Genomic DNA, 26,894 nt, shown 5'->3' with positions numbered 1-26,894 from the left:
GGAACATGGGACGAGTCACGGAACGACGCAAGGTGATCCGGATCCGGGACGGGGTGGTCTCCACCCGCCCGGACACACTCGTCGCCGAGGAACCCCTGGAGATCCGCCTCAACGGCAAGCCGCTGGCGATCACCATGCGCACCCCCGGCGACGACTTCGCGCTCGCCGCCGGGTTCCTGGTGAGCGAGGGCGTCCTCGCCGAGCAGAGCGACCTCCAGAACATCGTGTACTGCGCGGGCGCCACCGTGGACGGCTCGAACACCTACAACGTGGTCGACGTGAAGACCGCGCCAGGAGTGGTGATCCCCGACATCACCCTCGAACGCAACGTCTACACGACATCGTCCTGCGGGCTGTGCGGCAAGGCGTCGCTGGACGCGGTACGGACTACGGCACGGTGGCCCATCGACGACACCCACGGCGGCGACACTCCCCCGGTCCGGATCGACGTCGAGCTGCTCGCGGGCCTCCCCGACCAGCTGCGCGCGGCCCAGCGGGTCTTCGACCGGACCGGGGGTCTGCACGCGGCGGCCCTGTTCACCGAGGACGGCGAGCTGCTCGACATACGGGAGGACGTGGGTCGGCACAACGCGGTCGACAAGCTGGTCGGTCGTGCGCTGCAGAACGGTGGTCTGCCGCTGTCCCGCACCGTCCTGCTGGTCTCGGGGCGGGCCAGCTTCGAGCTCGCCCAGAAGGCCGTGATGGCGGGCATCCCGGTGCTCGCGGCCGTCTCCGCGCCCTCGTCCCTCGCGGTGGACCTGGCCGCGGAGACGGGGCTGACGCTGGTGGGCTTCCTGCGGGGCAGCTCCATGAACGTGTACGCGGGTGAGGACCGCATCGCCCTGCGGGCCGCGGCCGCCCAGGGCTGAGGACGGTTCCCCCGCGGCACGCCGGCGGGGCCCTGAACGGCGGGGAGCGCCCCCTGCGCCTGTAGGGGCCCCGCTGTTTTGTTGTTGGCGCTTACGGGGCTGCGGCTGGGGGCCGGTTGATGGCTCGGTCGCCTACGGGCGCCACATGCCGGGGTCGAGAGACCGATCGTGCTCGACCCTTCGGGCCTCCGCGCGTTCGGTCTCTCGACCCCGGCGCGCCCTTCGGCTCCCTCGCGGCCGGTGTCCGGCAGACAGTGCGGGTCGGTGGGCGCTCACCCGGTGTCGGTGTGGGCAGGTCGGCTGCGGCGCGCGCGGCCATCGAGGTGCGGGCCAACCGGGGGAAAGCAGTACTCCATCCGTGAGCTGACACGTGCACGGTTCTTGTGATGTGTGCGATAGCCCAACTAACGTCTGTGATGCGCACCTTGGACGTGGGATGTCCGGATGTTCAGATGCCTGGACACATGACCAGACGATGAAGGGCGGGCCGCACCATGCCGTCAAGAGTTCGCGCACGTCTCAGAGCTGCCCTGGTCGCGGCCGTCGCCCTCACGGCGACGGCCGCGATATCGGTTCCGGCCGAGTCCCAACCGGCCACCACGACAACGCCATTCGAGCAGCAGGTCCTCTTCAGGGCCGACCAGGATCCCGGGTACGCCTGCTTCCGTATCCCGGCGATCGTGAAGACCAAGGCCGGCACGCTGCTGGCGTTCGCCGAGGGGCGGGTGCTGAACTGCGGGGACGCCGCCGACATCGACCTCGTGCTCAAGCGGTCCACGGACGGTGGCCGCACCTGGGGACCGCTCCAGGTCGTCAACGAGGGCGACGGCGACACGCACGGCAACCCGGCGCCCGTCGTGGACCGTGAGACCGGGCGGATCCTGCTGGCGGAGACGTACAACACGGGTCGTACGGACAGCGGCAGTTGCTCCGTGCCGTGTGATCGCACCCCTCATCTCCAGTACAGCGACGACGACGGTGCGACCTGGTCCGAGCCGCGTGATCTGAGTGCCGAGATCCTGCCCGAGGAGTGGAACTCCTGGTACGCCACGGGTCCCGTGCACGGCATCCAGCTCAGCGAGGGCAAGCACGCCGGGCGGCTGGTCTTCGGTGTCAACTCCGAGACCTGGGACGGCGAGCGAAGCGAGATGGGGGTCCCCCCGGCCGAAGGCTGGGGGAGGGTCACCGCCAACCACGCCGCGCTCATCGTCAGCGACGACGGCGGCGACAGCTGGCGGATCGGCGCCACCGACTCGTGGGCCATCTCCGCCGCCGACCGCACCTTCCGGCAGAAGCCGTCCGAGGTGACCCTCACCGAGCGGGCGGACGGCACCATCCTCATCAGCGGGCGGGAGCAGGACGGCACCGATCTCGGGCATCGCTCCCAGACGTACAGCCGGGACGGTGGGGACAGCTTCACCGGGCCGTTCAGGGGCCTTCCCGACCTCTACACGCCCCAGGTTCAGGGCGCCACACTCCGCTTGGGCGACCGGCTTCTGCTGTCCGCGCCCGGCGACCCCGACCGTCGGCGGACCATGATGATCCGGTCCTCCTGGAACGGCGGCACCACCTGGGACAGCGTGGACCGCGGCAAGGTCGTCACCACGGACTGGTCGGGCTACTCCGACATGGTGGCCATCGACGCGTCCACGGTCGGCCTGATGTACGAGGGCGGCGCCGTGGACGCGCGGGACGAGATCCGCTTCGCCCGCTTCACCGAGGACTGGCTCGGGCCGCGTCGTGGCCCGGACCCGACCACCGCGGACCTCGCCCCGGGCGCACCCCGGGCGACCGTCCTCGGGGGCGCCCGGGTGACGGACGGTGTGCTGGGCAGGGCCATGGAGTTCGACGGCGACGACGACGCCGTACGGCTGCCGCACCGGTCCCGACTGCCGCTGGGCACGGGGGAGTTCACGGTTTCGCTGTTCTTCCGGTACTCCGCCGCCTCCGGTGAGCAGCCGTTCCTGTGGATGGGCGGGATCGGATCCACCCAGCCCCAGGTGTGGCTGCGCGGTGAGCCCGACAACGACCGGGTGCGTGCCCTGATCACCACCCGGGAGGGGTTCGGGACGGTGCGTACCTCGTCCGTGTGGGCCGAGGGCGCCCACAACGACGGCGAGTGGCACCACCTCGCGCTGCGGCGCGGCGGCGGAGAGCTGACGCTGTTCGTCGACGGCCGGGCGATCAGCACCACGGACGTGGCCGGTTCGGTCAGCCGGAACTCGCCGTTCGGCGTGCACGTCGGGCAGCGCATGGACAGCCGGGCCTTCCTCACCGGTGCGATCGACGACGTCCGGGTGTGGAGCCGGGCACTCGGCGACGCGGAGCTCGGCGCGGCGACGCGGGCCGCTGCCCGTAAGGGTTCGGCCACGCCGGACACCGTCCTGTGGCTGCCCATGGACCAGGTGGGCTGAGACCACTAACGTCCCAGGCGTGCCCGACGACGCACGAGCACGACAGCGCACGGGAACCGGGCTCGGCCTCCTGCTGGCCCTGGTTCTCGCGGCCGTACTGCTCACCGCCCTCCCGGACGACGGCGAACGGGAGGGCGGTGCCGCGTGTCGGCCGCACTCGGTGGCGTCCTGGTCGGCGAACGGCGACCTGACGGGTGAGTTCGCCCGGTACGGCGACGACCCGTCCCGCACCGACGACTGGACCGGCGGCGACGGTACGCACTCGGTGCGGCTGCCGGACGGCCGGCTGCTGTGGCTGTTCTCGGACACCTACCTCGGCCAGGTGTACGCCCCGCCCAACCCCTACGGGGAGTCCTCGACCTGGCGGGACACGACCGCTCCCCTGGTCCGCAACTCGGCGGTCGTCATGCGCGACGGACGCCTGGAGCGCACACTCGCCGCCCCTCTGTTCCCTGACCCCGCCCCGAACCAGTGGCGCTGGCCGGTCGCGGCCCGTGCCGAGCCCCGCTCCCCCGGTGCGGACGAGCAGGTCGTACGGGTGTTGTTGTGGGTGCGTACGGCCGGGCAGGCCCCGTGGATCTACGGGGTGCCCACCGCCACCGAGGTCGCCACGCTCTCGCTGCCCGATCTGCGGGTCGAGTCGGTCGTCAAGGTGCTCGACCAGCAGCTGGTGCCGGATCCGTCGCGGCGTGTGCTGTTCGGTACGACGCTGGTGGAGGAGGGGGGTTGGACGTACGTCTTCGGGGGCGACGACGGTCAGGCCGCGTCCCGGCCGGCCTCGCACGCGTACGTCGCGCGCGTGCCGGAGGGAAGGCTCGCCGAGCCGGGGGCCTGGCGGTACTGGAACGGCTCGCGGTGGGCGGGGCCGGGGGCCGCGCCGCGTGCGGTGCTCGGGGACGGGCGGCGCAAGGGGGTGGGCAGCGCGTTCTCGGTGACACGGGTGCGGGGGACGTACGTGCTGTTCACGATGGCGGCCGGGACCGACGGGCTGACGACCGTCACGTCGTACTGGGCCTGCTCCCCCGTCGGCCCGTGGCACGGGCCGACGAAGGACTTCAGCCCGTCGCTGCCGCCGGGCGGCCAGGTCGCCGCCTACAACCCGCAGACGCATCCCGAACTGAGCGGCGAGGGGCGGCTCGTGCTGAGCTACGACGTCAACTGGCTGGAGACCACGGGCGCCGCGGCACAGCTCAACCGGAACGTGTCCCTGTACCGACCGCGGTTCGTGACGGTGCGGGTGGCGCCGACGCGGTGACCGGCTCGGCGGCATCGGCCTCGGCCTCGGTTTCGATGTCGGCGTCGGTGTCGATGTCGGCGTCCTGGGCCCGGCGCTTGGCGATGACCGCGCAGACCATCAACTGCATCTGGTGGAAGAGCATCAGCGGCAGCACGGCCAGCGAGGCGTGCGCGCCGAACAGGACGCTGGCCATGGGCAGCCCGGAGGCGAGGGACTTCTTCGAGCCGGCGAACTGGATCGCGATGCGGTCCTCCCGGTTGAAGCGCAGTGCCTTGGCGCCGTACCAGGTCAAGGCGAGCATCACGGCCAGCAGCACCACCTCTACGGCGAGCAGTCCGGCCAGCCGGGCCGGGCTCACCTGGTGCCAGATGCCCTGGACCATGCCCTCGCTGAACGCCGTGTAGACGACCAGCAGGATCGAGCCGCGGTCGACGAGCCCGAGGACCTTCTTGTGCCGGGCGACGAAGCCGCCGATCCAGCGGCGCAGCAGCTGCCCGGCGGCGAACGGCACCAGCAGCTGCAGCACGATCTCGACCACCGAGTCGGCGGAGAAGCCGCCCGCGCTGCTGCCGAGCACGGCCGCCGCGAGGAGCGGGGTGAGGACGATGCCGACGACGGAGGAGAAGGAGCCGGCGCAGATCGCGGCGGGCACGTTGCCGCGGGCCATCGAGGTGAAGGCGATCGACGACTGGATGGTCGACGGGACGAGGGTGAGGAAGAGCAGGCCCTGGTAGAGGGGGTGGGTCAGCAGCACCGGGACCAGGCCGCGGGCGGCGAGGCCCAGCAGCGGGAAGACGACGAAGGTGCAGGCCAGGACGGTGACATGGAGCCGCCAGTGCTTCAGTCCGTCCATCGCCTCACGGGTGGACAGCCGGGCGCCGTAGAGGAAGAAGAGGAAGGCGATGGCGGCCGTGGAGGCACCGGACGCCACGTCGGAGGCCGTCCCGCGCGCCGGGAGGAGAGCCGCGAGGCCCACGGTCCCGAGCAGCAGCAGGATGTACGGGTCGATCGGCATCCAACGCGGCCATTGCAGGCGTTTCACTGTGCTCCACTACTTCGCTGTCGTACTCGGCTGTCGTTCGCTGAACTTCGGGTTCCCGGCACGGACGTGCCCTCTCCATCGTCCTCCGGCGACCAGCGATCGGGAATCCGGCATACCACTCTGACTGTCATCACGTTCCGCGATAACAGTGGGTAGCCTGGGAGGCGTGTACGACCCCTCCCATCTGCGTACGTTCCTGGCGGTGGCGCAGACCCTGAGCTTCACGCAGGCCGCCCGCCGCCTCGGACTGCGTCAGTCGACCGTCAGCCAGCACGTACGGCGGCTTGAGGACGCCACCGGGCGGCCGCTGTTCTCCCGGGACACCCACTCCGTGGAGCTGACCGAGGACGGCGAGGCGATGCTCGGTTTCGCCCGCCGCATCCTGGAGGTGCACGAGCAGGCGTCGGCGTTCTTCACCGGCACCCGGCTGCGCGGCCGGCTCCGCTTCGGCGCGTCCGAGGACTTCGTCCTGACCCGGCTGCCGGAGATCCTGGAGGGCTTCCGCTACGACCACCCCGAAGTCGACCTGGAGCTGACGGTCGAGCTCTCCGGCACGCTGCACGAGCAGTTGGCGGCCGGAAAGCTGGACCTGGTGCTGGCCAAGCGACGCCCGGAGGAACCGCGGGGCGAGCTGGTCTGGCACGACCGGCTGGTGTGGATCGGCGCGGAACGGCTGCGCCTGGAGCCGGACCGTGCGGTGCCGTTGATCGTCTATCCGCCGCCGGGCATCACCAGGGCCCTGGCACTGGAGGCGCTGGAGCGGCAGGGGCGCGAGTGGCGGATCGTGTGCACCAGCGGCAGCCTCAACGGGCTGATCGCCGCCGCGCGTGCCGGGCTCGGGGTGATGGCGCACTCGCGGGGGCTGATCCCGCCGGGTCTCGTACGGGTGCCGGACCGGGCCGGGCTGCCGGAGCTGGGCCGGGTCGACTTCGTGCTGGTCCACGGCCACCGCCGCACCGCCGCCCAGGGCGCGGCGGACGCCCTGGCGGCGGCGATCCTGGCGGGCGGGGACCGGCTGCACCGGCGCTAGGTCGCGTCCGGCCCAGAGGCGGCGGGGGACGTCGTGATCCAGAGGTGGGCGGCGAAGGGGTGCGGTAGCCGATGGCCTCGGACCGGTACTCCACGTCGAGGTAGAGGGGCCCTGAGGCCGGCAGTACGGTTCGGGGTGGGTGGCACGACCGTCCTGTTCCAGGGCGGCGAGCAGGGGTTCGTCGTCGGCGTCGATGCGGCCACCTTCGGCGAGGGCACGCTGCGGGCCGCTTTCACGGACGGGCTCGACGCGGTCGCGGTGCCGGCGGGGTCGACCGCGGTGGTGGCCGGAATGCTGGTGCTCGCCCTGGTCAGGAGTGCCGTGACGAAAAGCGGAGTGACAGGTTCGGGCTCCCGTGCGCTGACAGAGGAGACGACGGAGGGCCGCGAAGGAAGGAGCGCGGGACGGCACGAGGGGAGCGGCGGCAGTGCGGCGGGGACGACATGATCCACAGGGCCCGTACCGGGTAACCGGGTCGTACAGATTCGGTGGAGATTACGGACCCGAAACTTACTCAACCGTCAGTTTTCTGTCCGACCCTTCCCCATGTGAGCGCATTTTCCCGCGCTGACCTGTGCATACCTGAGCGCCCGTCGATTTCCGGCCCCCTCCCGTCCGAAACGCGGTTGGGGTAGCTTTCACGGCGCTGAGCGGAGCGTCAGCCGAGGCATTCGGACGGGGAGCGGGGAGCGGGGTTTGCGCGAGTTCACCAACCCTCCGTTGGCGTTGGCACCGCCGGTGGGCGGCCTGGCCGACGTCGTCTTCCAGCATGCCCAGGAGGACCCGCTGTATGTCGCCCTCGGCCGCAAGGACGAGGGCGGACAGTGGCGGGACGTCACCGCCGCCGAGTTCCGGGACGAGGTGCTCGCCCTGGCCAAGGGCCTGCTCGCCCGGGGCATCCGGTTCGGCGACCGGGTCGCGATCATGTCCCGTACGCGCTACGAGTGGACGCTCTTCGACTTCGCCCTGTGGACCATCGGCGCCCAGGTGGTGCCGGTCTACCCCACGTCCTCTGCCGAGCAGTGCTTCTGGATGCTGTACGACTCCGAATGCTCGGCTGCGATCGTGGAGCACGAGGACCACGCGATGACGATCGCCACCGTCATCGACCGGCTGCCGCGGCTGCACCAGCTGTGGCAGCTGGACTCGGGCGCCGTGCAGGAGCTGTACGACGCCGGCGCACACATCGACGACGAGGTGGTCCACCGCCACCGGCAGGCGGTCACCCCGGACTCCGTCGCGACGATCATCTACACCTCGGGGACGACGGGCCGCCCCAAGGGCTGTGTCATCTCGCACGGCAACTTCATGTACGAGGCGGACACCGTCATCGAGCGCTGGGAGCCGGTGTTCCACTCCAAGAAGGGCGACGAGGCGGCGACCCTGCTGTTCCTGCCGCTGGCGCACGTCTTCGGCCGGATGGTGCAGGTCGCCGCGATCCGCGGCCGGGTCCGCTTCGGCCATCAGCCGCAGATGAACGCGGCCGCCCTGCTGCCGGACCTCGCCGCGTTCAAGCCGACGTTCTTCCTGGCCGTGCCGTACATCTTCGAGAAGGTCTTCAACGCCGCCCGCCGCAAGGCCGAGAAGGAGGGCAGGTCGGGCGCCTTCGAGAAGGCCGTCGAGGTGGCCGTGAAGTACGCGGACGCCATCGAGGCCAAGGCGTGGGGTATCGGCCCCGGCCCGTCGGCGGGGCTGCGCATGCAGCACCAGCTCTTCGACAAGCTCGTCTACTCCAAGATGCGGGCCGCGATGGGCGGCCGTATCAAGCAGGCGATGACCGGTGGTTCGGGGATGGACCGCCGGCTCGGTCTGTTCTTCGCGGGCGCCGGCGTCCATGTCTACGAGGGTTACGGCCTCACCGAGTCCACGGCGGCCGCCACCGCCAACCCGCCGTACCGCACCCGCTACGGCACCGTCGGCCAGCCCATCCCGGGCATGACCGTGCACATCGCCGACGACGGCGAGATCTGGCTGCACGGCGACAACGTCTTCCAGGGCTACCTCAACAACCAGAAGGCCACCGACGAGACCCTGCACGACGGCTGGCTCGCCACCGGTGACCTGGGCTCCCTCGACGAGGACGGCTACCTCACCATCACCGGCCGCAAGAAGGAGATCCTGGTCACCTCCGGCGGCAAGAGCGTCTCCCCCGGCCTGCTGGAGGAACGCGTCCGCGACCACCCCCTGGTCTCCCAGTGCATCGTCGTCGGCAACGACCGCCCCTATATCGCCGCCCTGGTCACCCTCGACCAGGAAGCGGTCGAACACTGGCTGATGATGCGCGACAAGCCCCAGATGACCCCGTCCCAACTGGTCCGCGACGCCGACCTGGAGACCGAGGTGCGACGCGCGGTCGTCGCCGCCAACACCCTGGTCTCGCAGGCCGAGTCCATCCGCACCTTCCGTATCCTCGCCCAGCCGTTCACCGAGGAGCACGGACTGCTCACCCCGTCGCTGAAGCTGAAGCGCAAGGCGATCGAGAACGCCTACGCCAACGAGGTCGAGGCGCTGTACCAGGCCTGAGACCGGCCGATTCCCACGGATTCTCTGGTCAGGAATGCATCGCGGCCCGTGATCGTTGACGATGTGAGTACCACCTGACGACAACCGTAAGGATCAAGAGCTCGTGAGCAGCAAGGTCCCCCCGATCATCCTCAACAACGGCGTCGAGATGCCCCAGCTGGGCTTCGGCGTCTGGCAGGTGCCGGACGACGAGGCGGAGCGGGCGGTCGCCACCGCGCTGGAGGCCGGGTACCGCAGCATCGACACAGCGGCGATCTACGGCAACGAGGAGGGCACCGGAAAGGCCATCGCCGCCGCCGGCCTCCCCCGCGAGGACGTCTTCGTCACCACCAAGCTCTGGAACAGCGACCAGGGCTACGACTCCACGCTGCGCGCCTTCGACGTGTCGCTGGAGAAGCTGGGCCTGGACTACGTCGACCTGTACCTCATCCACTGGCCGCTGCCCGCCCGGGGCACCTACGTGGACACGTACAAGGCCTTCGAGAAGCTGCACGCCGACGGCCGTGTCCGCGCGATCGGTGTCTCCAACTTCCTGCCGGAGCACCTGGAGCGGCTGATCGGCGAGACGTCGGTCGTCCCGGCGGTCAACCAGATCGAACTGCACCCGCACCTTCAGCAGCGCGCCTCCCGTGAGTTCCACGCCGAGCAGGGCATCGCCACCGAGGCCTGGTCGCCGCTCGGCCAGGGCAAGGGGCTGCTGGAGGTCCCGGCGATCGTCGCCATCGCGCAGAAGCACGGGCGCACCCCGGCCCAGGTCGTGCTGCGCTGGCACCTGCAGCTGGGCAACGTCGTGATCCCTAAGTCCGTGACGCCGTCGCGGATCAAGGAGAACATCGAGGTCTTCGACTTCAGCCTGGACGACGAGGACCTCGCGGCGATCAGCGCGCTGAACGAGGACCGGCGGATCGGCCCGGACCCGGCGACGTTCGGCCAGGACTGACGCCCGTCGCACGACCGTCCGCCCGCCGCTCGATTCTGTGAGCGGCGGGCGGACGTCGTCGCATGCGTGCTCGGGTCGCTTCAGTCGCCGCGCACGTCGGAGAGGACGACCTCGAACTCCTCCAGCCCGGTCACGGTCGTATGGGCCTTGGCCGCGCCTTCATGCCTGACCGAAGCCTGGCTCGCGCGGGACGCGGCAAGCGACGCCTGGTCGACGAAGACCACGCCGACCATCCCGCGCCCCCGCTCCCGGTCGACCAGCAGGGACGCCCTGGCCAGCCCCGTGAGGGTGTCGAGCCTGGGCACCACGGTCGCCCGGAACGTGTCGGCGAGCAGGTCGGTGTCCATCGGGTCGAACTCAAGCCTGGTGACCCGCAGTCCGCCTCCCGCCTCCGGCTGCCGGACCTGGTGGAAGACCAGCGCCTCGTAGTTGTCCACGGCCACCGTCCCCAGGAACGGCTCCAGCATGGCCGTCCGCCGCTCGCGCAGCACCTCGTCGCTGTTCTGCCGAGCCCGCTCCGACTCCCACCAGCTCGCCGCGAGCAGTTTCCCGAGTGTGCGGTCCACGAAGACACTGGCTCCGCGGTATCCCGGGCGGTCCTCCAGCAGCTCCCGCCCTTGTGTGTTCAATGCCCTGATGGCCGTGTCGATCTTCGTGGGATCGCCGGTCGTGTAGATGGCGCGTACGAACATGACACCTCCAGAAGCTCGGCCAGATATCCGAAAGCTTCGGTATGCCCAGTCTTCTACTGGGGTGATGGCGCCGCAATCAGCGCCAGTAAGGAAGCTTTCCTACCCAGGAGGGTCCACCCCCCGTGCGCATCCGCTCCCTCACCCTGACCGCGGCCTCCGGTGCCGCGCTGCTCGCCGCCGGGCTGCTCCCCGCCGTCGCCTTCGGCGTTCCGGACCCGCCGTTCGCGCGGGAGGAGCCGGTCGGCGCGGCCGACCTGCTGGCGAAGGTGGCTTCCTGTGAGCAGGTCTCGAACGGCCTGTACCGCACCGACTCGACGAGCGCGGCCTCCGTCCCCGTGTGCGGCGCGCGCGGCGCCGTCTTCTGGAAGGCCGACATGGACATCGACTGCGACGGCCGGCGCACCGCCAGGTGCAACGAGGCCACGGACCCCTGGTTCCAGCCGGACACGGCGTTCCACCAGTCCGACGGCGAGCCGCTGCACTCGGACAGCCTGCCGTTCGTCGTCGTCCCGAGCGTCAGCGGCGTCTGGGACCACTCGGCCGCCGGCATCCAGGGTGGCAGTGTGGTCGCCGTCATCCACGAGGACCGGCTCCTGTACGCCGTCGTCGGCGACACCGGCCCGCAGCGGATCATCGGCGAGGCCTCCTACGCCGCCGCCGAGGCCCTCGGCATCGACCCGGACCCCGCCACCGGCGGCACCGCCTCAGAGGTGACGTACATCCTGTTCAAGGGCTCCCTCGTCTCGCCCATCGAGAGCCATGCGGCCGCGGTCTCGCTGGGCGAGAGGCTGGCGAGGGATTTCGTCGAGAACGGCTGAGCCATCAGTCGGGCTGTCCGGTCGGCCAGAAGCCGCGCCTCGCCCCGGCCGGGGTTCCGCTACCCGGCGTCCAGCAGCTCGGGCGCGGATCGGCGTCACCGTGTGCGTACCGCCGTGTACACGGTCTGCGCCGCGAGCACGAAGACATCCGGGCGGTGGTACACGCTCGCCTTGTCGTCCGGGTCGAGCAGCCGGTCGAGGGTCGCGCTGTCGTCGGCGTCGAGGGCCTCGCCGACACCCTCGCGGAGGCGGGTCAGGTGGGCGGCGACGTAGGCGCGGGCGCGGTCCGTGGTGGGGGCGGGCAGGTCGAGGAGGAAGGTGCGGGTGCCGGTGGGTCGCAGGCCGGCGGCGGTGAGCAGGGCCGGCCAGTCCTCGGTCTCGGTGACCGAGCCGGGCAGGTCGGCGCGCATGGCGGCGAACCACTGCGCCTCCAGTGCGTCGAGCCGCGCCTGGAGTCCGGGCCGTCCGAAGCCGAGGTCGCGCGGCAGATACCGGGCCGGCAGGCCGCCTTCCTGGAGGGCCAGCGTGCCGCCGTACGTGAGGCGGTCGGCGAACGCGGCCAGCGCGGCGCGCTGGTCACCGAGGTGGTGCAGACTGCGGCCGGCCCACAGCAGATCGGCGGGGTAGTCCAACTCGTCCAGGACATCGGGGAGTTCACCGGCGAGGGTGCCGAAGCGGTCGGCGACACCGAGCCGCTCGGCGCGTGCCTGGGCCCGCGCCAGGAGCGGTGCGGATCCGTCGACGGCGACGATCCGGGCGCCGGGGAAGGTGTCGGCGAACAGGCAGGCGACGACGCCGGGTCCGCTGCCCACGTCGACGACCAGCCCCGGCTCGGTCTGCCGCTTGGCGAGCCACGCCATGGCGTGCTCGTACAAGGGCGTGAACAGCTCCGCCTGCGTCTCCAGGAGCGGACCCATCTCCTCCCAGTCGACGTCGGTGTGGTCGTGGTGGTGCGGGTGCGCGTGCCGCTGGTCATGCCCGTCGTGGCCGTGGTGGTCATGGTGGTCGTGCGCCATAGTGGTCCGCCTCTCGTCCTCGCGTCCGGATGCCGCAAGGGTGCTCCGAGGTACGGCCCCCGGGCCACTGTCCTTGCCGTAGCGGCAAAAACGGGGCAAAAAAATCAGGTGCGGCCACGAGCTTCCGTCGCCCACGATGGCCGGATGGACGACGAGATGGTGGAGCGCTTCCTCGAAGACGGGTTCGTGAAGATCGAGGGGGCTTTTCCGCCCCGCGTCGCCGAGCACTGCGCGCGGCTGCTGTGGCGGGAGACGGGGTACGACCCGGCGGATCCGGCCACCTGGAAGGATCCCGTGCGCTGGGTGTACGACATGGCGACGGGCCCGTTCGCGGCGGCCGTCAACACGCCTGTCCTGCACGAGGCCTTCGATCTGCTGGTGGGTGAGGACCGCTGGCAGTCGCGCTACTCGCTGGGGACCTTCCCGCTGCGGTTCCCGCACGAGGAGGAACCGGACGACGCGGGCTGGCACATCGAGGCCAGCTACACCCCGGAGGGCGCCGAGCACCCCCACACCAACCTGCGCTCGAAGGACCGCGCCCTGCTGATGCTGTTCCTGTTCAGCGAGGTCACCGAGGACGACGCCCCGACCCGCATCCGGGTCGGCTCACATCTCGACGTACCCCCGGTCCTGGCACCGTACGGCGAGGCCGGCGCCTCCTATCTGGAACTCGGCCCCAAGGTCGACGAGGCCTCCGCCCACCGCCCCCTCGCCCACGCCACCGGCAAACCCGGCGATGTCTACCTCTGCCACCCCTTCCTGGTCCACTCGGCCCAACCCCACCACGGCACCCGCCCCCGCTTCATGGCCCAGCCGCCGCTCATGTCGGCGCTGCCACACGAGCTGGAGCGGTCGGACGGCAACTACTCAGCGGTGGAGTTCGCAATCCGCCGGGGCTTGGCCCAGGAGAACTGACCAACCCCGGCGAACTACGACGCCCTAAGGGGCGCGGGGAACTGCGCGACAAGCCACAACGGACCCAGCAGCCGCAGTCACGCCTCTACGACAACGGCGGATACGCGTTCTGCATCAACTGCTGGAACTGCGCGGAGAACCAGTGCCCCGACAGCGGAGCGTCAGCCAGCGCACCGGACATGTTGTTCCCGTTGCGCGGATTACCGGTGTACGTCGGGTCGCACATCCGGTCGAACCCCTTGCCCTCGTCGTTCGGAATCTCCCGGCTGGCCCCGTCGGACTCCCCCGGCGGCTTCATCCACACATACGCGTCGATCCCGGCCGCAGGACTGGCCTGCGGACGCTCACCGAGGCCCGCCCCGGACTGGTTGCACCAGTTGCCGACGTGGATACGCCGGTCGTACCGCCCGCCGTTGACATACGTGTCGACGTCGGTCATCGCACCCGGGCCGGCGGGCCGGGCCGAGCCGCCCCACCCGTTGCGCGACGTGTCGATCAGCATGCCGATACCGGAGTTGAAGCCGGTCGTGACCAACTGCTGCCGGAAGGCCTGCGCGAACGACAGCTCGTCGACGTACCGGTTCCAGTCCACCCACTTGGACTCCCGGACGGACTTGCCGCCGACGGAGTCGTTGATGGTGAAGTTGTTCTCCTTCAGCGCGCTGTAGTTCGCCGTGTTGGCGATGAAGCCGTGCACGTCGTTCACGGTGGCGCCCTCGGAGGTGGCCGCCTCCTTCATCACCGTGGCGCTGGCGGCGAAGTTGTCGTCCCAGCCGATCCAGCCGTGGTGGCCGGCGTCGATGTAGTTGTAGACGTTGGCCACGTCACCGAGCTTGTTCAGGGCGTAGCCGACACCCTTCTGGTAGTTGCCGTTGGCCTTCATCACGTCGCACTGCGGGGTGGCCGTCGGACGGCTGCCGGTGTTGGTGACGAGGTTCGGCAGCGAGTCGATCTCGATCGTGGTGACGATCCGCAGCGCGGCGTACTTCGGGTCGGCGAGGATCGCGGCGATCGGGTCGATGTACTCGGTCTTGTACCGGCCGAGCTCCGTCGGGCCGAGCTCGCCGTTGGAGGCGAGGGCGGCGCAGTCGCGTCCCGGCAGGTTGTAGATGACCAGCTGGACGACGAGTTCGCCGGCGCCCTTCTGGGTGAGGGCCTCGTCGAGATGGGCGCGCAGGCCCATCTTGCCGCCCGCGCCGTTGATGGCAGCGATCCGGTCCAGCCAGACTCCGGTCGGCTGGTTGGCGATGCGGCTGCCGCCCGGTTCGGCGGCGGCCTTCTCGGACCACTCCGGGTTCACGTACACCTTGGCGCCGGAGTACGGGTTGTCGACCTTGGGACCGGTCGGGTCCGGGTCCGGCGGATCCGTGGGGCCGCCGCCGTCGTCGACGTTGCAGGTCACGCCGTCGAGGGTGAAGGTGGCCGGGACGGCGTTGGTGCCGCTGTAGGAGCCCTGGAAGCCGAAGCTGACCGAACCGCCGGTCGACAGGGTCCCGTTGTAGGTCTCGTTGGTGGCGGTGACAGCGGCGCCGCTCTGGCTGATCTTCGCGTTCCAGCCGCTGGTGACCTTCTGGTTTCCGGCGTACGACCACTTCAGAGACCAGCTGGACTTGGCGGAGCCCTGGTTGGTGACCGTCACGGCGGCGGTGAAGCCGGTGTCCCACTGGTTCTGCACCTTGTAGTCGACGGTGCAGGGGACGGCCGCCGTGCCGACGTCCTCCGGGGCGGACGCGGCGAGCGCGGTCCCCGAGGCCCCGGCGACCAGCGCCAGGGCGGCGAGCATCGCAGTTCTGGTACGACTCATGAGTGCGGGTTCCTTCTTGGTCGCGGGTGCTGACGGTTCGTCCGTGCAGGGCGCGCAAGAGGCAAGGAGGAGGTGCCGGCGACGGCTAAAAGTACTGAACGCGGGGGGTGTCGCATGAGCGAACTCCTTGCAGATCAGCGCGCCGTCACGGACGCGTCGACTGATGGAATCGCTCCCACTGGTGTCAATGACGCTAGCGCCAAGTGACGGTAAAGGACAGAGGAGTCGCTGACTTTCCCTCAACTAAATCCGTCGAATCTTTTCGACTCTTCAAGCGTCTTGACCCCTTGCACCCCCGTCCCCACTATGGGAGCGCTCCCACTGGTTCAAGCCTTGACTTCTCCGAGCAACAAGGAGGAACCAGCACGTGCATCCCCCACGCAGACGCAGAACCGCACGACGGTTGTGGACCGCCGTCGTGGTGGCCCTGGCACTCCCCTTGGCCATGGTCGGCACGAACTCGACGCCCGCTCAGGCCGCGGCACTTCAGTGCGGTGTCGACTACAAGACCAATGACTGGGGCTCCGGCTTCACCGCGGATCTGACGATCACCAACCGCGGTACGGACGTCATCGACGGCTGGACTCTGACGTACAGCTACGCGGGCAACCAGAAGCTCGGCAACGGCTGGAACGGGACCTGGTCCCAGTCCGGTCAGTCGATCACCGTGAAGAACGCCGGCCACAACGCGCGGATCGCCGCCGGTGCCGCGGTGACCACGGGCGCGCAGTTCAGCTACAGCGGCAGCAACGCCGCGCCGACGAACTTCGCGATCAACGGCACCAGTTGTACCGGTGCCCACCAACCCCCCATCACCGTGCTGACCAGCCCGGCGGCGGGCGCCGTCTACACGCGGGGCGACGCCGTCCCGCTAGCGGCCACCGCCGCGGCCGCCGACAACGCCACCATCAGCAAGGTCGAGTTCTACGACAACACCACGCTGCTGGGCACCGACACCACGGCGCCGTACTCGCTCTCGGTCTCCAGTTTGACCGTGGGCAGTCATTCGCTGCTCGCGAAGGCCTACGACAGCCTGGGCGCGTCCGCGGAGTCCACGCCGGTCGGCGTCACGGTCGCCTCGGGTCCCGCCGTGGTGACCTCGCAGACCCAACTCCCCGTCCAGCAGGGCAAGTCGGCCTCGTACGACGTCAAGCTGTCGACCCAGCCGTCGTCGAACGTCACCGTCACCACCGCCCGCACGGGCGGCAACTCGGGCCTGTCGGTGACCGGTGGCGCCTCGCTCGCCTTCACGCCCTCGAACTGGAACACCGCGCAGAAGGTGACCATCACCGCCAACTCCTCCGGCACCGGCGCGGCGACCTTCGAGTCGACGGCCACCGGGCACGCGAAGGCCACGGTCACCGCCACCCAGATCGCGGCGACGAAGGCGTACGACGCCCGCTTCCTGGAGCTGTACGGCAAGATCACCAACCCGGCGAACGGCTACTTCTCGCCCGAGGGCATCCCCTACCACTCGGTCGAGACGCTGATCGTCGAGGCGCCGGACCACGGTCACGAGACCACGTCGGAGGCATACAGCTACCTTCTCTGGCTGCAGGCCATGTACGGCAAGGTCACGGGCGACTGGTCCAAGTTCAACGGGGCCTGGGAGATCATGGAGAAGTACATGATCCCGACCCACGCCGACCAGCCGACCAACTCCTTCTACAACGCCTCGAAGCCGGCGACCTACGCGCCCGAGCTGGACACGCCGAACGAGTACCCGGCGAAGCTGGACACCGGGGTGTCGGTCGGGTCCGACCCGATCGCCGGTGAACTGAAGTCGGCGTACGGCACGGACGACGTCTACGGCATGCACTGGCTCCAGGACGTCGACAACACCTACGGCTACGGCAACTCGCCGGGCAAGTGCGAGGCCGGGCCGAGCGACACCGGGCCCTCGTACATCAACACCTTCCAGCGCGGCGCGCAGGAGTCGGTGTGGGAGACCGTGCCGCAGCCGACCTGCGACCAGTTCAAGTACGGCGGCACGAACGGGTACCTGGACCTGTTCACCGGTGACGCGTCGTACGCCAAGCAGTGGAAGTTCACCAACGCCCCGGACGCCGACGCCCGTGCGGTGCAGGCCGCGTACTGGGCCGACAAGTGGGCCGACGAGCAGGGCAAGGGCGGCGAGATCTCCGCGACCGTGGCCAAGGCCGCGAAGATGGGCGACTATCTGCGCTACGCGATGTACGACAAGTACTTCAAGAAGGTCGGCAACTGCGTGGGCGCCTCGTCCTGCCCGGCGGGCACCGGCAAGGACGCCTCGCACTATCTGCTCTCCTGGTACTACGCCTGGGGCGGCGCCACCGACACCTCGGCGGGCTGGGCCTGGCGCATCGGCTCCAGCCACGCGCACGGCGGCTACCAGAACCCGATGGCCGCGTACGCCCTGTCCAACTACGCCGACCTGAAGCCCAAGTCGGCGACGGGACAGGCGGACTGGGCCAAGTCGCTTGAGCGGCAGGTCGAGTTCTACCGCTGGCTGCAGTCCAGCGAGGGCGCGATAGCGGGTGGCGCGACCAACAGCTGGGCGGGCCGGTACGCGACGCCGCCGGCCGGCAAGTCGACCTTCTACGGCATGTACTACGACCAGCAGCCCGTCTACCACGACCCGCCGTCCAACCAGTGGTTCGGCTTCCAGGCGTGGTCGATGGAGCGGGTGGCCGAGTACTACCAGCAGACGGGGAACGCGGGCGCGAAGGCCGTCCTCGACAAGTGGGTCGACTGGGCGCTGTCGGAGACGACGGTCAACCCGGACGGCACGTTCCGCATCCCGTCGACGCTTCAGTGGTCGGGGCAGCCCGACACCTGGAACGCCTCAAGTCCGGGCGCCAACAACGGACTTCATGTCACCGTCGCCGACTACACCAACGACGTCGGCGTGGCGGCCGCGTACGCCAAGACCCTGACGTACTACGCCGACCGCTCCGGTGACACGGCTGCCGCGACGACGGCGAAGGCGTTGCTGGACGGCATGTGGGACAACTACCAGGACGATCTCGGTATCGCCGTCCCGGAGACCCGCGCCGACTACAACCGATTCGGCGATCCGGTCTACATCCCGAGCGGCTGGACCGGCACCATGCCGAACGGTGACGCGATCAACTCGTCGTCGACCTTCGAGTCGATCCGGTCGTTCTACGAGGACGATCCGGCGTGGTCGAAGATCGAGGCGTATCTCGCGGGCGGGGCGGCGCCGTCGTTCACGTATCACCGGTTCTGGGCCCAGGCGGACATCGCGTTGGCCATGGGTTCGTATGCGGAGCTTCTCGAATAGTCCCCGCCGGGCGCTCCGCGGGTTGGGCCGTGTTTCGACTGCGGGTCCGTTGTGGCTGGTCGCGCAGTTCCCCGCGCCCCTGAAGGGGCGCTCCCGTGCACGGCGTCTCCCCGGAACCGCCTGAAGGCTCCGCGTGCGTGGTCCCGTCACCTGACGGCGGGACCGGTCAGGCGGGCGGCCCCCTCCCGCACTGGGGGTCGCCCGCCCTCCCCCCACATCCCGGAAAGGACGCCTCGTGCGAAGAACCCGCATCCTCACGGCCGTACTCGCACTCGCCGCCGGACTGCTCGCCGGCACCCCGTCCGCACTCGCCGCGCCTGCCGCGCAGGACGTGTCGATCAGTGCCGACACCTACACCTGGAAGAACGCCCGTATCGACGGCGGCGGTTTCGTCCCCGGCATCGTGTTCAACCGCAAGGAGAAGAACCTCGCCTACGCCCGTACCGACATCGGCGGAGCCTACCGGTGGCAGCAGGCGTCGAAGACCTGGACGCCGCTGCTGGACTCGGTCGGGTGGGACGACTGGGGGCACACCGGTGTGGTGAGCCTGGCGTCGGACTCCGTGGACCCGGATCGGGTGTACGCGGCGGTCGGGACGTACACCAACAGCTGGGATCCGACGAACGGCGCGGTGATGCGCTCCTCCGACCGGGGCGCGAGCTGGCAGAAGGCGGATCTGCCGTTCAAGCTGGGCGGCAACATGCCGGGGCGCGGCATGGGTGAGCGGCTGGCGGTCGATCCGAACGAGAACAGCGTGCTGTATCTGGGCGCGCCCAGCGGCAAGGGGCTGTGGCGGTCGACGGACTCCGGGGCGAGCTGGTCGCAAGTCACCAACTTCCCCAACGTCGGCAACTACGTGCAGGATCCGAGCGACACCAGCGGGTACGCCAGCGACAACCAGGGGATCGTCTGGGTCACCTTCGACGAGTCCACGGGGACGTCCGGGAACGCGACCAGGACCATCTACGTGGGGGTCGCCGACAAGGACAACGCGGTGTACCGGTCGACGGACGCGGGCGCCACCTGGTCGCGGGTCGCCGGGCAGCCGACGGGATACCTGGCGCACAAGGGTGTCCTGGACTCGGCGAACGGCTATCTGTATCTCGCCTACAGCGACAAGGGCGGGCCGTACGACGGCGGCAAGGGCCAGTTGTGGCGGTACGCGACGGCGACCGGCACCTGGACGAACATCAGCCCGGTCGCCGAGGCCGACACCTACTACGGCTTCGCCGGCCTGACCGTCGACCGGCAGAAGCCCGGCACGGTGATGGCGACGGCGTACAGCTCCTGGTGGCCGGACACCCAGATCTTCCGCTCGACGGACAGCGGCGGGACGTGGACGAAGGCGTGGGACTACACGTCGTATCCCAACCGCGCGAACCGCTACACGATGGACGTCTCTTCGTCGCCGTGGCTGACCTGGGGCGCGAACCCGTCCCCGCCGGAGCAGACGCCGAAGCTGGGGTGGATGACGGAGGCGCTGGAGATCGACCCGTTCGACTCGAACCGGATGATGTACGGGACGGGCGCGACGATCTACGGCACCGAGGACCTGACGAAGTGGGACAGCGGGAGCCAGTTCACCATCAGGCCGATGGTGCAGGGCCTGGAGGAGACGGCCGTCAACGACCTCGCCTCACCGCCCTCGGGCGCGCCGCTGCTCAGCGCGCTGGGTGACATCGGCGGCTTCCGGCACACGGACCTCACCAAGGTGCCGTCGATGATGTTCACCCAGCCGAACTTCACCTCGACGACGAGCCTGGACTACGCCGAGTCCAGCCCCAACACCGTCGTACGGGTAGGCAACCTCGACTCCGGCCCGCACATCGCCTTCTCGACTGACAACGGCGCCAACTGGTTCGCGGGGACCGACCCTTCGGGCGTCAGTGGCGGCGGTACGGTCGCCGCGGCGGCGGACGGCAGCCGGTTCGTGTGGAGCCCGGCCGGTACGGGCGTGCAGTACGCGACCGGGTTCGGCAACTCCTGGCAGGCGTCGAGCGGAATCCCGGCCGGGGCGATCGTCGAGTCGGACCGGGTCGACCCGAAGACCTTCTACGGCTTCAAGTCGGGGAAGTTCTACGTCAGTTCGGACGGCGGGGCGACCTTCACGGCGTCGGCGGCCACCGGGCTGCCGAGCGGGGACAGTGTGCGCTTCAAGGCGCTGCCCGGCGGGAAGGGTGACGTGTGGCTGGCGGGCGGTGCGCCGGACGGGGCGTACGGTCTGTGGCACTCGACGGACGGCGGCGCGAGCTTCACCAAGCTCTCGAACGTCGAGCAGGCCGACGCGATCGGCTTCGGGAAGGCGGCGACAGGCGCGTCGTACCAGACGCTGTACACCAGCGCGAAGATCGCCGGAGTACGCGGTATCTTCCGCTCCACCGACAAGGGCGCGACCTGGACCCGTATCAACGACGACGCCCACCAGTGGGGTTGGACGGGCGCGGCGATCACGGGTGACCCCCGGGTGTACGGGCGGGTTTACGTGGCGACCAACGGGCGTGGTGTCATCTACGGCGAGACGGCCGACGGCGGCACAACGGATCCCGACCCGGATCCCGACCCGGACCCCGACCCCACGCCGACCGGGGCCTGCGCGGTGACGTACGAGGTCACCAACCAGTGGGCGGGCGGTTTCCAGGCCGACGTACAGCTGTCCAACACCGGTTCGAGTGCCTGGAGCGGCTGGTCCCTCGGCTGGTCCTTCGCGGACGGGCAGCGGATCACCCAGGCGTGGAACGCCGAGCACACCCAGTCGGGTTCGGCGGTGACCGCGAAGAACGTCGGCTGGAACGGCAACGTGGCGGCCGGCTCGTCCGTGAGCTTCGGGTTCACGGGAAGCTGGTCGGGGACGAACGCCCAGCCGACAGCGTTCAAGCTGGGTGAGCAGACCTGCACGGTGAGTTGAACTGAACCGGGCGAGCCCGGGGGCGCGTGCGGTTGGTGCGCACGCGCCCCCGGCGCTGTCTACGACAGCTTCCACTCCCCGATCTGGTCCGCGAAGCCGGAGTCCATCCCGAACGTGACGGTGGCGGCCTTCGACGCCTTCGGCACCTCGAACACGATCCAGCCGAGAGCCTTCGCGCCGGGCTTCAGCCGGACGTCCGACGACATCGACGGGCCGGCCGTGATGTCGGCGAGCACGGTCCCGAACTGCTGGCCCTGGTCGTCGGCCATCTTCGCCCCGTTCACGGGGGTGTCGGAGTAGACCTTGGTGCCGGTGTTGACCAGCTGGAACTGCACGCCGATCCACCGGTTGCCGGACTCCGGCGCGAAGAACTCGTCGCTGGACTTGGCGGTCTCGACGACCTTCACGACGGTGACGTCGAGTCCGCTGCCGGCCTCCATGCCCTTGAGCGCCAACGTGTCCCCGACCTTGGCGACCTCGGGCGCGGCACTGCTCTCCTCGGCGGCGGCCTCCTTCTCGGCGCCGCCCTCCGCCGCGGCGGAGGCCTTCGCCTTCGGCTTGTCGACGACCTCGTCGCCGGAGCCGGAACCACAGGCCGTCAGGCCGAGCGCGGCGGCGGCGACGGCCGCGGTGGCGGCGAGACGTATGCGGGTGTGGTGGACCATGTTCTCCCCAGGTTTCGGCGGTACGCATGTGAAGGACCCGTGAAGAACCTGCATGGTTGTACGACTCATCGAAAAATTCCGGGGACAAGAAGCAACCCGGCAGCCCGATGTGACGTCAGGGCTGCCGGGCCGGGCGGGTGGTCGTCCGCGCTCAGGGCGTGAAGATGCTCGGCCGAGGTGCCGTGGCCATCCCGTTGCCGATGAAGAAGCTCGGGTGCGGGGGCTGGTTGTAGGCGGTGTTCTGCCAGGCCAGGGCCGTGCGGTACATCGGGTCGTGCAGGAGGGTCGTGATCTTGCTGTTCGTCTCGTGCGGGGTCGAGTAGATCCGGAGCGCCGTGTTGCCGCCGGTGCGCCAGATGACCTCCTCGCGCCAGTCGCCGAGGATGTCGCCGGAGAGCACGGGCGTCGCCTTGGTGCCGTTGTTGGAGGAGACGCCGGAGCCGGTGAGGAGACGGGTGTCGCCGGACGTGCCGTACTTGTCGATGCGGGTGCCGTCGAGGAGTTCACGGACGGGGTCGCCGTCCCACCAGGACAGGAAGTTGATACTGGACGGCTCCCGGCCGAGCGAGCCGCCGGTCGCCGAGCGCAGGGTCGTGTCGGAGGCGGACCACGCCTCGGCACCCGGGCTGCCGGCGTAGACGTCGCCCGCGACACCGCGGCCGTTGTCGGCGCCTGACGCCGTCTGCCAAAGGATCTGGCCGGTGCGCGCGTCGGCCATCCAGGAGCCGGGCTTGCTGGTGTCCTCCGAGACCTTGAAGTACTCCAGGCCCGCCCGGGACGGGTTGAGATCGCCGACGTGGCCGGCGTCGCCGTGCCCGAGCTTGGTGGTCCACAGCCCCCAGCCGTTGTCGTCCACGGTCATGGCGCCGTACACGATCTCGTCCTTGCCGTCGGCGTCGACGTCGGCGACGGACAGGCTGTGGTTGCCCTGACCGTCGTAGCCCTGCCCCGCGTTGGTGGAGGAGTTGGTGTCGAAGGTCCAGCGGCGGGTGAACTGGCCGCCTCGCCAGTCCCAGGCGGCGATCACCGTGCGGGTGTAGTAGCCGCGGGCCATGACGAGGGAGGGGCGGGCGCCGTCCAGGTAGGCCGTGCCGGCCAGGAAGCGGTCGACCCGGTTGCCGTAGGAGTCGCCCCAGGACGACACGGAGCCGCGCGCCGGGACGTAGTCGACCGTCCCCATCGCCTTGCCGGTCTGCCCGTCGAACATCGTCAGGTACTCGGGGCCGGTCAGGATGTACCCGCTCGAATTGCGGTGGTCGGCCGACGAACTGCCGATCACCGCGCCGGTGCCGTCCCGGGTACCGTCGGCCGTCTTCATGGCGACCTCGGCCTTGCCGTCACCGTCGTAGTCGTACACCTGGAACTGCGTGTAGTGCGCGCCTGAGCGGATGTTGCGGCCGAGGTCGATCCGCCACAGCCGGGTGCCGTCGAGCTTGATGCCGTCGATGAACGTGTTGCCGGTGTAGCCGGACTGGGAGTTGTCCTTGGCGTTGGTGGGCTGCCACTTGAGGACGATGTCGAGGGCACCGTCGCCGTCGAGGTCCCCGACCGAGGCGTCGTTGGCCTCGTAGGTGTACGCCACTGCGTCGGGCGTCGTCCCGCCGGCGGGCGGGCTGATCGGGACGTCCTTGTAGCCCGTGCGGAACTGGACGGCGTGCACGGAGTCGGCCTGCTCCGCGCCGCCCACGACCGCGCGGATCGTGTAGTCGGCCTGTGCGGGGGCGCCGGAGTGGAAGTAGTTCGTGGAGCCGGTGATCGGGGTCGAGTTGACCTTCGTACCGGCCCGGTAGACGTTGAAGGAGACGTCGTTCGGGTCGGTGCCGAGCCAGCGCCAGCTGACCAGGTTGCCGCTGGAGGTGTGGACGCTCACCACGCCCCGGTCGAGTGCCTCGACCTGGCGCGCGGTGGCCGCCTCCGCCGTACCGACGCCGTTCAGAGTGGTGAGCCCGGCGGCGACCAGGGCGGCCGTGGCGAGCGTCGCGGAGAGGGCGGCGCGGCGTCTGCGGTGCTTGCGCGGGTGCTGCACGTGACGTACCTCCTCGGGAGGACGGACGGATTCCGTTCCCTCAGTCGCCGCCGTGCGCACGGAAGTTGCCGTATCTCTCGGCCAGTTCGGCCACCGTCCGGGCGATCCGCTCGCGCAGTTCGGGCGGTTCGAGCACCTCGATGCCGGTGCCCAGGCGCAGGAACTCGGCGTGGGCGTGGTCGACGGACTCGATGGGGACGGTGGCCGTCGTCCAACCGTCGTTGTGCGTACGGTGGCCGGTCGCGCGGTCGAGGGTCACGCCGGGGGCCAGCCGTACGACCGCCTCGTGGCGGTACAGGCGGTCGTGGAAGTCGCGCTGGTACGCGCTCCAGTACGCGGTGAGATCGAAGTCGTGGGGGTGCGTGAACTCCTCGTCGGCGGGCGTGAGTCGGAGGATCTGGTCGACGCGGTAGGTGCGCGGGCCGGGACCCGCGACGACGTACCAGCGGCCCGCCTTGAGGACGAGGCCGTACGGCTCCAGGCGACGCTCCACGTCGGTGGGTTCACGCCAGCGGCGGTACAGGACGTGCAGGACTCGGCTGTTCCAGACCGCTTCGGCGACCGCCGGGAGGTACGGGATCTCGTCGCCGTCGGCGTACCAGCCGGGTGCGTCGAGGTGGAAGCGGCCGCTGATCCGGTCGGCGTGGCCGCGCAGCTCCGGTGGCAGGGCGGCGCGGACCTTGAGCTGGGCGGCGGCCAGGACGGAGCCGAGGCCGAGCTGGTCGGCCGGGCCGGGGGCGCCGGCGAGGAAGAGGGCCTCGGCCTCGTCGGCGTTGAGTCCGGTGAGGCGGGTGCGGTAGCCGTCGAGGAGGCGGTAGCCACCGGCGTGCCCCGCGTCGCCGTAGAGCGGGACGCCGGCCGCGCCCAGCGCCTCCACGTCCCGGTACACCGTGCGCACCGACACCTCCAGCTCCTCGGCCAGCTGGGCGGCGGTCATCCGGCCGCGGGTCTGGAGCAGCAGGAGGATCGAGACGAGTCGGCTGGACTTCACTGCCACAGGATGTCAGTGAAGCGGCCATAGCGTCGCGTCATGGCCCTCACCGAGACACCGGCCTTCGCCGAGAAACTGCTGACCGTACCGCCGCCGATCGAGGTGGATGGACGGTGGATCAAGCGCTACCACGTCACCGCCGACCCCACGGGCATCGCGCCCGAGGTGGAGAAGGCGGCGTACGCGATCCTGCCGGAGCTGCTGCCGGAGCCGGACGGCACGCCTCCGGCGACGTTCGTCGTGCTGCACCGGGGCGGGGACGACGGCGCCTATCTGAACGCCTACAGCTGGGTGTGGGACAACGTCCTGCATTTCAAGGGCGCCTCGGCGGGCCAGCCGGTGCTGGGCTGCCCGGATCGCGACCCGACGCACTTCATCACCCCCGACCTGCCGTGGATCGGCTGCGTCTGGGAACTCCCGCCGATCCTGCACGAGCGGGACGCCTGGGTACGGCACCTCCTCGCACCCGAAGTCCCGGACCTGACGGCCTACTTGGCCGATTCCCTGCCCGAAGGAACCACTGGAGACCGCACATGAGCAGCCCGCACGACTTCGACTTCTTCCACGGCGACTGGCAGGTCCGCAACCGCCGCCGCACCGACTTCCTCGACCCCGACAGCGGCTGGGAGGAGTTCCCGGCGACCAGCCGCTGCCGGCCGCTGTTCGACGGGGCCGCGAACCTCGACGAGATCGACATGCCGCACCTGTCGGCGAAGGGCGCCACGCTGCGGCTCTTCGACCGGCAGACCGAGCGGTGGTCGCTGAACTGGTCCTCCAGCGTCAGCGGCACGCTGTTCCCGCCGGTCTTCGGCCGCTTCGAGGGCGAGCGCGGGGAGTTCTACGGCGACGACACCCACGATGGAAAGGATGTCCGGGTGAGGTTCGTCTGGTCGGGTGTCTCCGCGACGTCGGCCCGCTGGGAGCAGGCGTTCTCCGTCGACGACGGGCAGACCTGGCTGACGAACTGGATCATGGAGTTCACTCGGGCTTCAGAAACGCACGGAGGCTGAACACCGGGTCCGGCCGGGGCCGGTCCTGGTCCGGGAGTTTCGCGAGGCGGGCGGCGAAGCCGTCGGCGAGAGCCCCGCCGGGCGGCACGCTGACGAACCAGCCCCGGCGCACGTCGGCGACGGTGCGACGAGGGCTGCGCCCCTGGCCGTGCCCCGTGAAGCGGGCCTGGCCGGCCGGGACCAGGCCGTGGGCGAGGGCGTACGACTCCACGAGTGCGGCCTCGTCCCGGGCCGGGCGGCGCGGACGGGAGGCCATGACGGCATCGATGTCACTGCCGACGTTGTGTGCGGCGGCCTTGTCGACGGTGGTGACATACACCCCGCCGGGCCGCAGCACGCGAGCGCACTCACCGACGATGGTCCGCACGTCCTGCTCGGTCCAAGCCAGATGCAGCAGCCACACGCTGCTGACGGCATCGAACCGGCCGCCCCCGAACGGCAGCCGGCGGCTGTCGGCGAGCACGACCGAGCCGGGGAGGCGGGCCGCGGCCTGCCGGGCCATGCCGGGCGCGAGGTCGACGCCGGTCACGCTCAGGTCGTCGCGCGCGGCGAGCCGCCGGGTGACGATGCCGGTGCCGCAGGCCACGTCGAGCAGGCGCCGCGTCCCGGTCGGCAGGAGTCCGAGCACCGCCTCCGCCGCGGCCGCCGCCCTGGGCTCGCCGCCGCGCGAGTTGTCGTACCGCTCCGCTTCCTTGTCGTAGTCCAGCACACCCT

The 26,894-nt window shown here is 70.1% G+C and carries 21 protein-coding genes; 13 read left to right on the top strand and 8 right to left on the bottom strand.

What is annotated here, in order from left to right:
* Positions 1-5: 5 nt before the first annotated feature.
* The 3 genes from fdhD to ACZ4UU_RS17420 all read left to right on the top strand — a co-directional run bounded on the left by fdhD (position 6) and on the right by ACZ4UU_RS17420 (position 4,538).
* Positions 6-869, top strand: a complete 864-nt coding sequence (gene fdhD, locus ACZ4UU_RS17430; RefSeq protein WP_468040704.1) for a formate dehydrogenase accessory sulfurtransferase FdhD — start codon at positions 6-8, stop codon at positions 867-869.
* A 494-nt stretch (positions 870-1,363) separates the two neighbouring features.
* Positions 1,364-3,283, top strand: a complete 1,920-nt coding sequence (locus ACZ4UU_RS17425; protein ID WP_468040702.1) for an exo-alpha-sialidase — start codon at positions 1,364-1,366, stop codon at positions 3,281-3,283.
* Positions 3,284-3,302: 19 nt separating this feature from the next.
* The gene (locus tag ACZ4UU_RS17420) at positions 3,303-4,538 is read left to right on the top strand and encodes a DUF4185 domain-containing protein (protein WP_468040700.1); all 1,236 of its coding nucleotides are present in this window, start codon (positions 3,303-3,305) and stop codon (positions 4,536-4,538) included.
* Here the strand turns inward: ACZ4UU_RS17420 and ACZ4UU_RS17415 are convergent.
* The gene (locus ACZ4UU_RS17415; RefSeq protein ID WP_468040699.1) at positions 4,474-5,535 is read right to left on the bottom strand and encodes a bile acid:sodium symporter family protein; all 1,062 of its coding nucleotides are present in this window, start codon (positions 5,533-5,535) and stop codon (positions 4,474-4,476) included. The genes ACZ4UU_RS17420 and ACZ4UU_RS17415 overlap by 65 nt on opposite strands.
* A gap of 193 nt (positions 5,536-5,728) precedes the next feature.
* Between ACZ4UU_RS17415 and ACZ4UU_RS17410 the strand changes: the two genes are divergently transcribed.
* The 4 genes from ACZ4UU_RS17410 (at position 5,729) to ACZ4UU_RS17395 (ending at position 10,055) form a co-directional block, all read left to right on the top strand.
* The gene (locus ACZ4UU_RS17410) at positions 5,729-6,592 is read left to right on the top strand and encodes a LysR substrate-binding domain-containing protein (RefSeq protein WP_468040697.1); all 864 of its coding nucleotides are present in this window, start codon (positions 5,729-5,731) and stop codon (positions 6,590-6,592) included.
* Positions 6,593-6,727: 135 nt separating this feature from the next.
* Complete coding sequence (locus ACZ4UU_RS17405; protein ID WP_468040695.1) at positions 6,728-7,039, top strand: hypothetical protein; 312 nt, start codon at positions 6,728-6,730, stop codon at positions 7,037-7,039.
* 249 nt (positions 7,040-7,288) lie between these two features.
* Entirely contained in the window at positions 7,289-9,115 is a 1,827-nt protein-coding gene (locus ACZ4UU_RS17400; RefSeq protein ID WP_468040694.1) for an AMP-dependent synthetase/ligase, read from the top strand.
* Positions 9,116-9,218: 103 nt separating this feature from the next.
* Complete coding sequence (locus ACZ4UU_RS17395; protein ID WP_468040692.1) at positions 9,219-10,055, top strand: aldo/keto reductase; 837 nt, start codon at positions 9,219-9,221, stop codon at positions 10,053-10,055.
* A gap of 80 nt (positions 10,056-10,135) precedes the next feature.
* Here ACZ4UU_RS17395 and ACZ4UU_RS17390 read toward each other — a convergent pair whose 3' ends face one another.
* On the bottom strand, positions 10,136-10,747 hold the full coding sequence (locus tag ACZ4UU_RS17390; protein WP_468040690.1) for a hypothetical protein: 612 nt from the start codon (positions 10,745-10,747) through the stop codon (positions 10,136-10,138).
* Positions 10,748-10,869: 122 nt separating this feature from the next.
* Between ACZ4UU_RS17390 and ACZ4UU_RS17385 the strand changes: the two genes are divergently transcribed.
* The gene (locus ACZ4UU_RS17385) at positions 10,870-11,565 is read left to right on the top strand and encodes a glycoside hydrolase family 75 protein (RefSeq protein WP_468040688.1); all 696 of its coding nucleotides are present in this window, start codon (positions 10,870-10,872) and stop codon (positions 11,563-11,565) included.
* Positions 11,566-11,660: 95 nt separating this feature from the next.
* Here ACZ4UU_RS17385 and ACZ4UU_RS17380 read toward each other — a convergent pair whose 3' ends face one another.
* Positions 11,661-12,581: a class I SAM-dependent methyltransferase gene (locus ACZ4UU_RS17380; RefSeq protein ID WP_468040687.1), complete on the bottom strand. Its 921-nt coding sequence runs from the start codon at positions 12,579-12,581 to the stop codon at positions 11,661-11,663.
* A 144-nt stretch (positions 12,582-12,725) separates the two neighbouring features.
* Here ACZ4UU_RS17380 and ACZ4UU_RS17375 point away from each other — a divergent pair, with 144 nt between their 5' ends.
* Positions 12,726-13,496 carry a phytanoyl-CoA dioxygenase family protein gene (locus ACZ4UU_RS17375; RefSeq protein WP_468040685.1) on the top strand — a complete coding sequence of 257 codons (771 nt, stop codon included), beginning with the start codon at positions 12,726-12,728 and terminating at the stop codon, positions 13,494-13,496.
* 85 nt (positions 13,497-13,581) lie between these two features.
* Here ACZ4UU_RS17375 and ACZ4UU_RS17370 read toward each other — a convergent pair whose 3' ends face one another.
* On the bottom strand, positions 13,582-15,300 hold the full coding sequence (locus tag ACZ4UU_RS17370) for a glycoside hydrolase family 6 protein (protein ID WP_468040683.1): 1,719 nt from the start codon (positions 15,298-15,300) through the stop codon (positions 13,582-13,584).
* Between the two features lie 367 nt (positions 15,301-15,667).
* On the opposite strand from ACZ4UU_RS17370, the gene ACZ4UU_RS17365 reads away from it, so the two are divergent.
* Positions 15,668-18,583 carry a glycoside hydrolase family 48 protein gene (locus tag ACZ4UU_RS17365; RefSeq protein ID WP_468040682.1) on the top strand — a complete coding sequence of 972 codons (2,916 nt, stop codon included), beginning with the start codon at positions 15,668-15,670 and terminating at the stop codon, positions 18,581-18,583.
* 235 nt (positions 18,584-18,818) lie between these two features.
* Positions 18,819-21,488, top strand: coding sequence for a cellulose binding domain-containing protein (locus ACZ4UU_RS17360; protein WP_468040680.1), 2,670 nt, complete (start codon positions 18,819-18,821; stop codon positions 21,486-21,488).
* A gap of 59 nt (positions 21,489-21,547) precedes the next feature.
* Here ACZ4UU_RS17360 and ACZ4UU_RS17355 read toward each other — a convergent pair whose 3' ends face one another.
* The 3 genes from ACZ4UU_RS17355 to ACZ4UU_RS17345 all read right to left on the bottom strand — a co-directional run bounded on the left by ACZ4UU_RS17355 (position 21,548) and on the right by ACZ4UU_RS17345 (position 25,170).
* Positions 21,548-22,153 (bottom strand): DUF4352 domain-containing protein, encoded by a 606-nt coding sequence (locus ACZ4UU_RS17355; protein ID WP_468040678.1) that lies wholly within the window; start codon positions 22,151-22,153, stop codon positions 21,548-21,550.
* A gap of 151 nt (positions 22,154-22,304) precedes the next feature.
* The gene (locus ACZ4UU_RS17350; protein ID WP_468040676.1) at positions 22,305-24,179 is read right to left on the bottom strand and encodes a rhamnogalacturonan lyase; all 1,875 of its coding nucleotides are present in this window, start codon (positions 24,177-24,179) and stop codon (positions 22,305-22,307) included.
* Between the two features lie 40 nt (positions 24,180-24,219).
* Positions 24,220-25,170 carry a helix-turn-helix transcriptional regulator gene (locus ACZ4UU_RS17345; RefSeq protein WP_468040674.1) on the bottom strand — a complete coding sequence of 317 codons (951 nt, stop codon included), beginning with the start codon at positions 25,168-25,170 and terminating at the stop codon, positions 24,220-24,222.
* Positions 25,171-25,209: 39 nt separating this feature from the next.
* Between ACZ4UU_RS17345 and ACZ4UU_RS17340 the strand changes: the two genes are divergently transcribed.
* Both ACZ4UU_RS17340 and ACZ4UU_RS17335 read left to right on the top strand, forming a co-directional pair.
* On the top strand, positions 25,210-25,707 hold the full coding sequence (locus tag ACZ4UU_RS17340) for a hypothetical protein (RefSeq protein ID WP_468040673.1): 498 nt from the start codon (positions 25,210-25,212) through the stop codon (positions 25,705-25,707).
* Positions 25,704-26,180, top strand: coding sequence for a hypothetical protein (locus tag ACZ4UU_RS17335; RefSeq protein ID WP_468040671.1), 477 nt, complete (start codon positions 25,704-25,706; stop codon positions 26,178-26,180). The genes ACZ4UU_RS17340 and ACZ4UU_RS17335 overlap by 4 nt, the downstream gene beginning before the upstream one ends.
* Here ACZ4UU_RS17335 and ACZ4UU_RS17330 read toward each other — a convergent pair.
* On the bottom strand, positions 26,149-26,889 hold the full coding sequence (locus ACZ4UU_RS17330; protein WP_468040670.1) for a class I SAM-dependent methyltransferase: 741 nt from the start codon (positions 26,887-26,889) through the stop codon (positions 26,149-26,151). The genes ACZ4UU_RS17335 and ACZ4UU_RS17330 overlap by 32 nt on opposite strands.
* Positions 26,890-26,894: the final 5 nt, after the last annotated feature.

The sequence above is a fragment of the Streptomyces sp. NPDC028907 genome, assembly GCF_055564995.1.
This window is presented reverse-complemented; position numbering and strand designations above follow the sequence as displayed.

Excerpts from the sequence above, each read along its gene's own strand:
- fdhD (WP_468040704.1), top strand. The coding sequence starts at position 6 with ATGGGACGAGTCACGGAACGACGCAAGGTGATCCGGATCCGGGACGGG.
- ACZ4UU_RS17425 (WP_468040702.1), top strand. The coding sequence starts at position 1,364 with ATGCCGTCAAGAGTTCGCGCACGTCTCAGAGCTGCCCTGGTCGCGGCC.
- ACZ4UU_RS17415 (WP_468040699.1), bottom strand. The coding sequence starts at position 5,535 with ATGCCGATCGACCCGTACATCCTGCTGCTGCTCGGGACCGTGGGCCTC.
- ACZ4UU_RS17390 (WP_468040690.1), bottom strand. The coding sequence starts at position 10,747 with ATGTTCGTACGCGCCATCTACACGACCGGCGATCCCACGAAGATCGAC.
- ACZ4UU_RS17380 (WP_468040687.1), bottom strand. The coding sequence starts at position 12,581 with ATGGCGCACGACCACCATGACCACCACGGCCACGACGGGCATGACCAG.
- ACZ4UU_RS17375 (WP_468040685.1), top strand. The coding sequence starts at position 12,726 with ATGGACGACGAGATGGTGGAGCGCTTCCTCGAAGACGGGTTCGTGAAG.
- ACZ4UU_RS17370 (WP_468040683.1), bottom strand. The coding sequence starts at position 15,300 with ATGAGTCGTACCAGAACTGCGATGCTCGCCGCCCTGGCGCTGGTCGCC.
- ACZ4UU_RS17355 (WP_468040678.1), bottom strand. The coding sequence starts at position 22,153 with ATGGTCCACCACACCCGCATACGTCTCGCCGCCACCGCGGCCGTCGCC.
- ACZ4UU_RS17340 (WP_468040673.1), top strand. The coding sequence starts at position 25,210 with ATGGCCCTCACCGAGACACCGGCCTTCGCCGAGAAACTGCTGACCGTA.
- ACZ4UU_RS17335 (WP_468040671.1), top strand. The coding sequence starts at position 25,704 with ATGAGCAGCCCGCACGACTTCGACTTCTTCCACGGCGACTGGCAGGTC.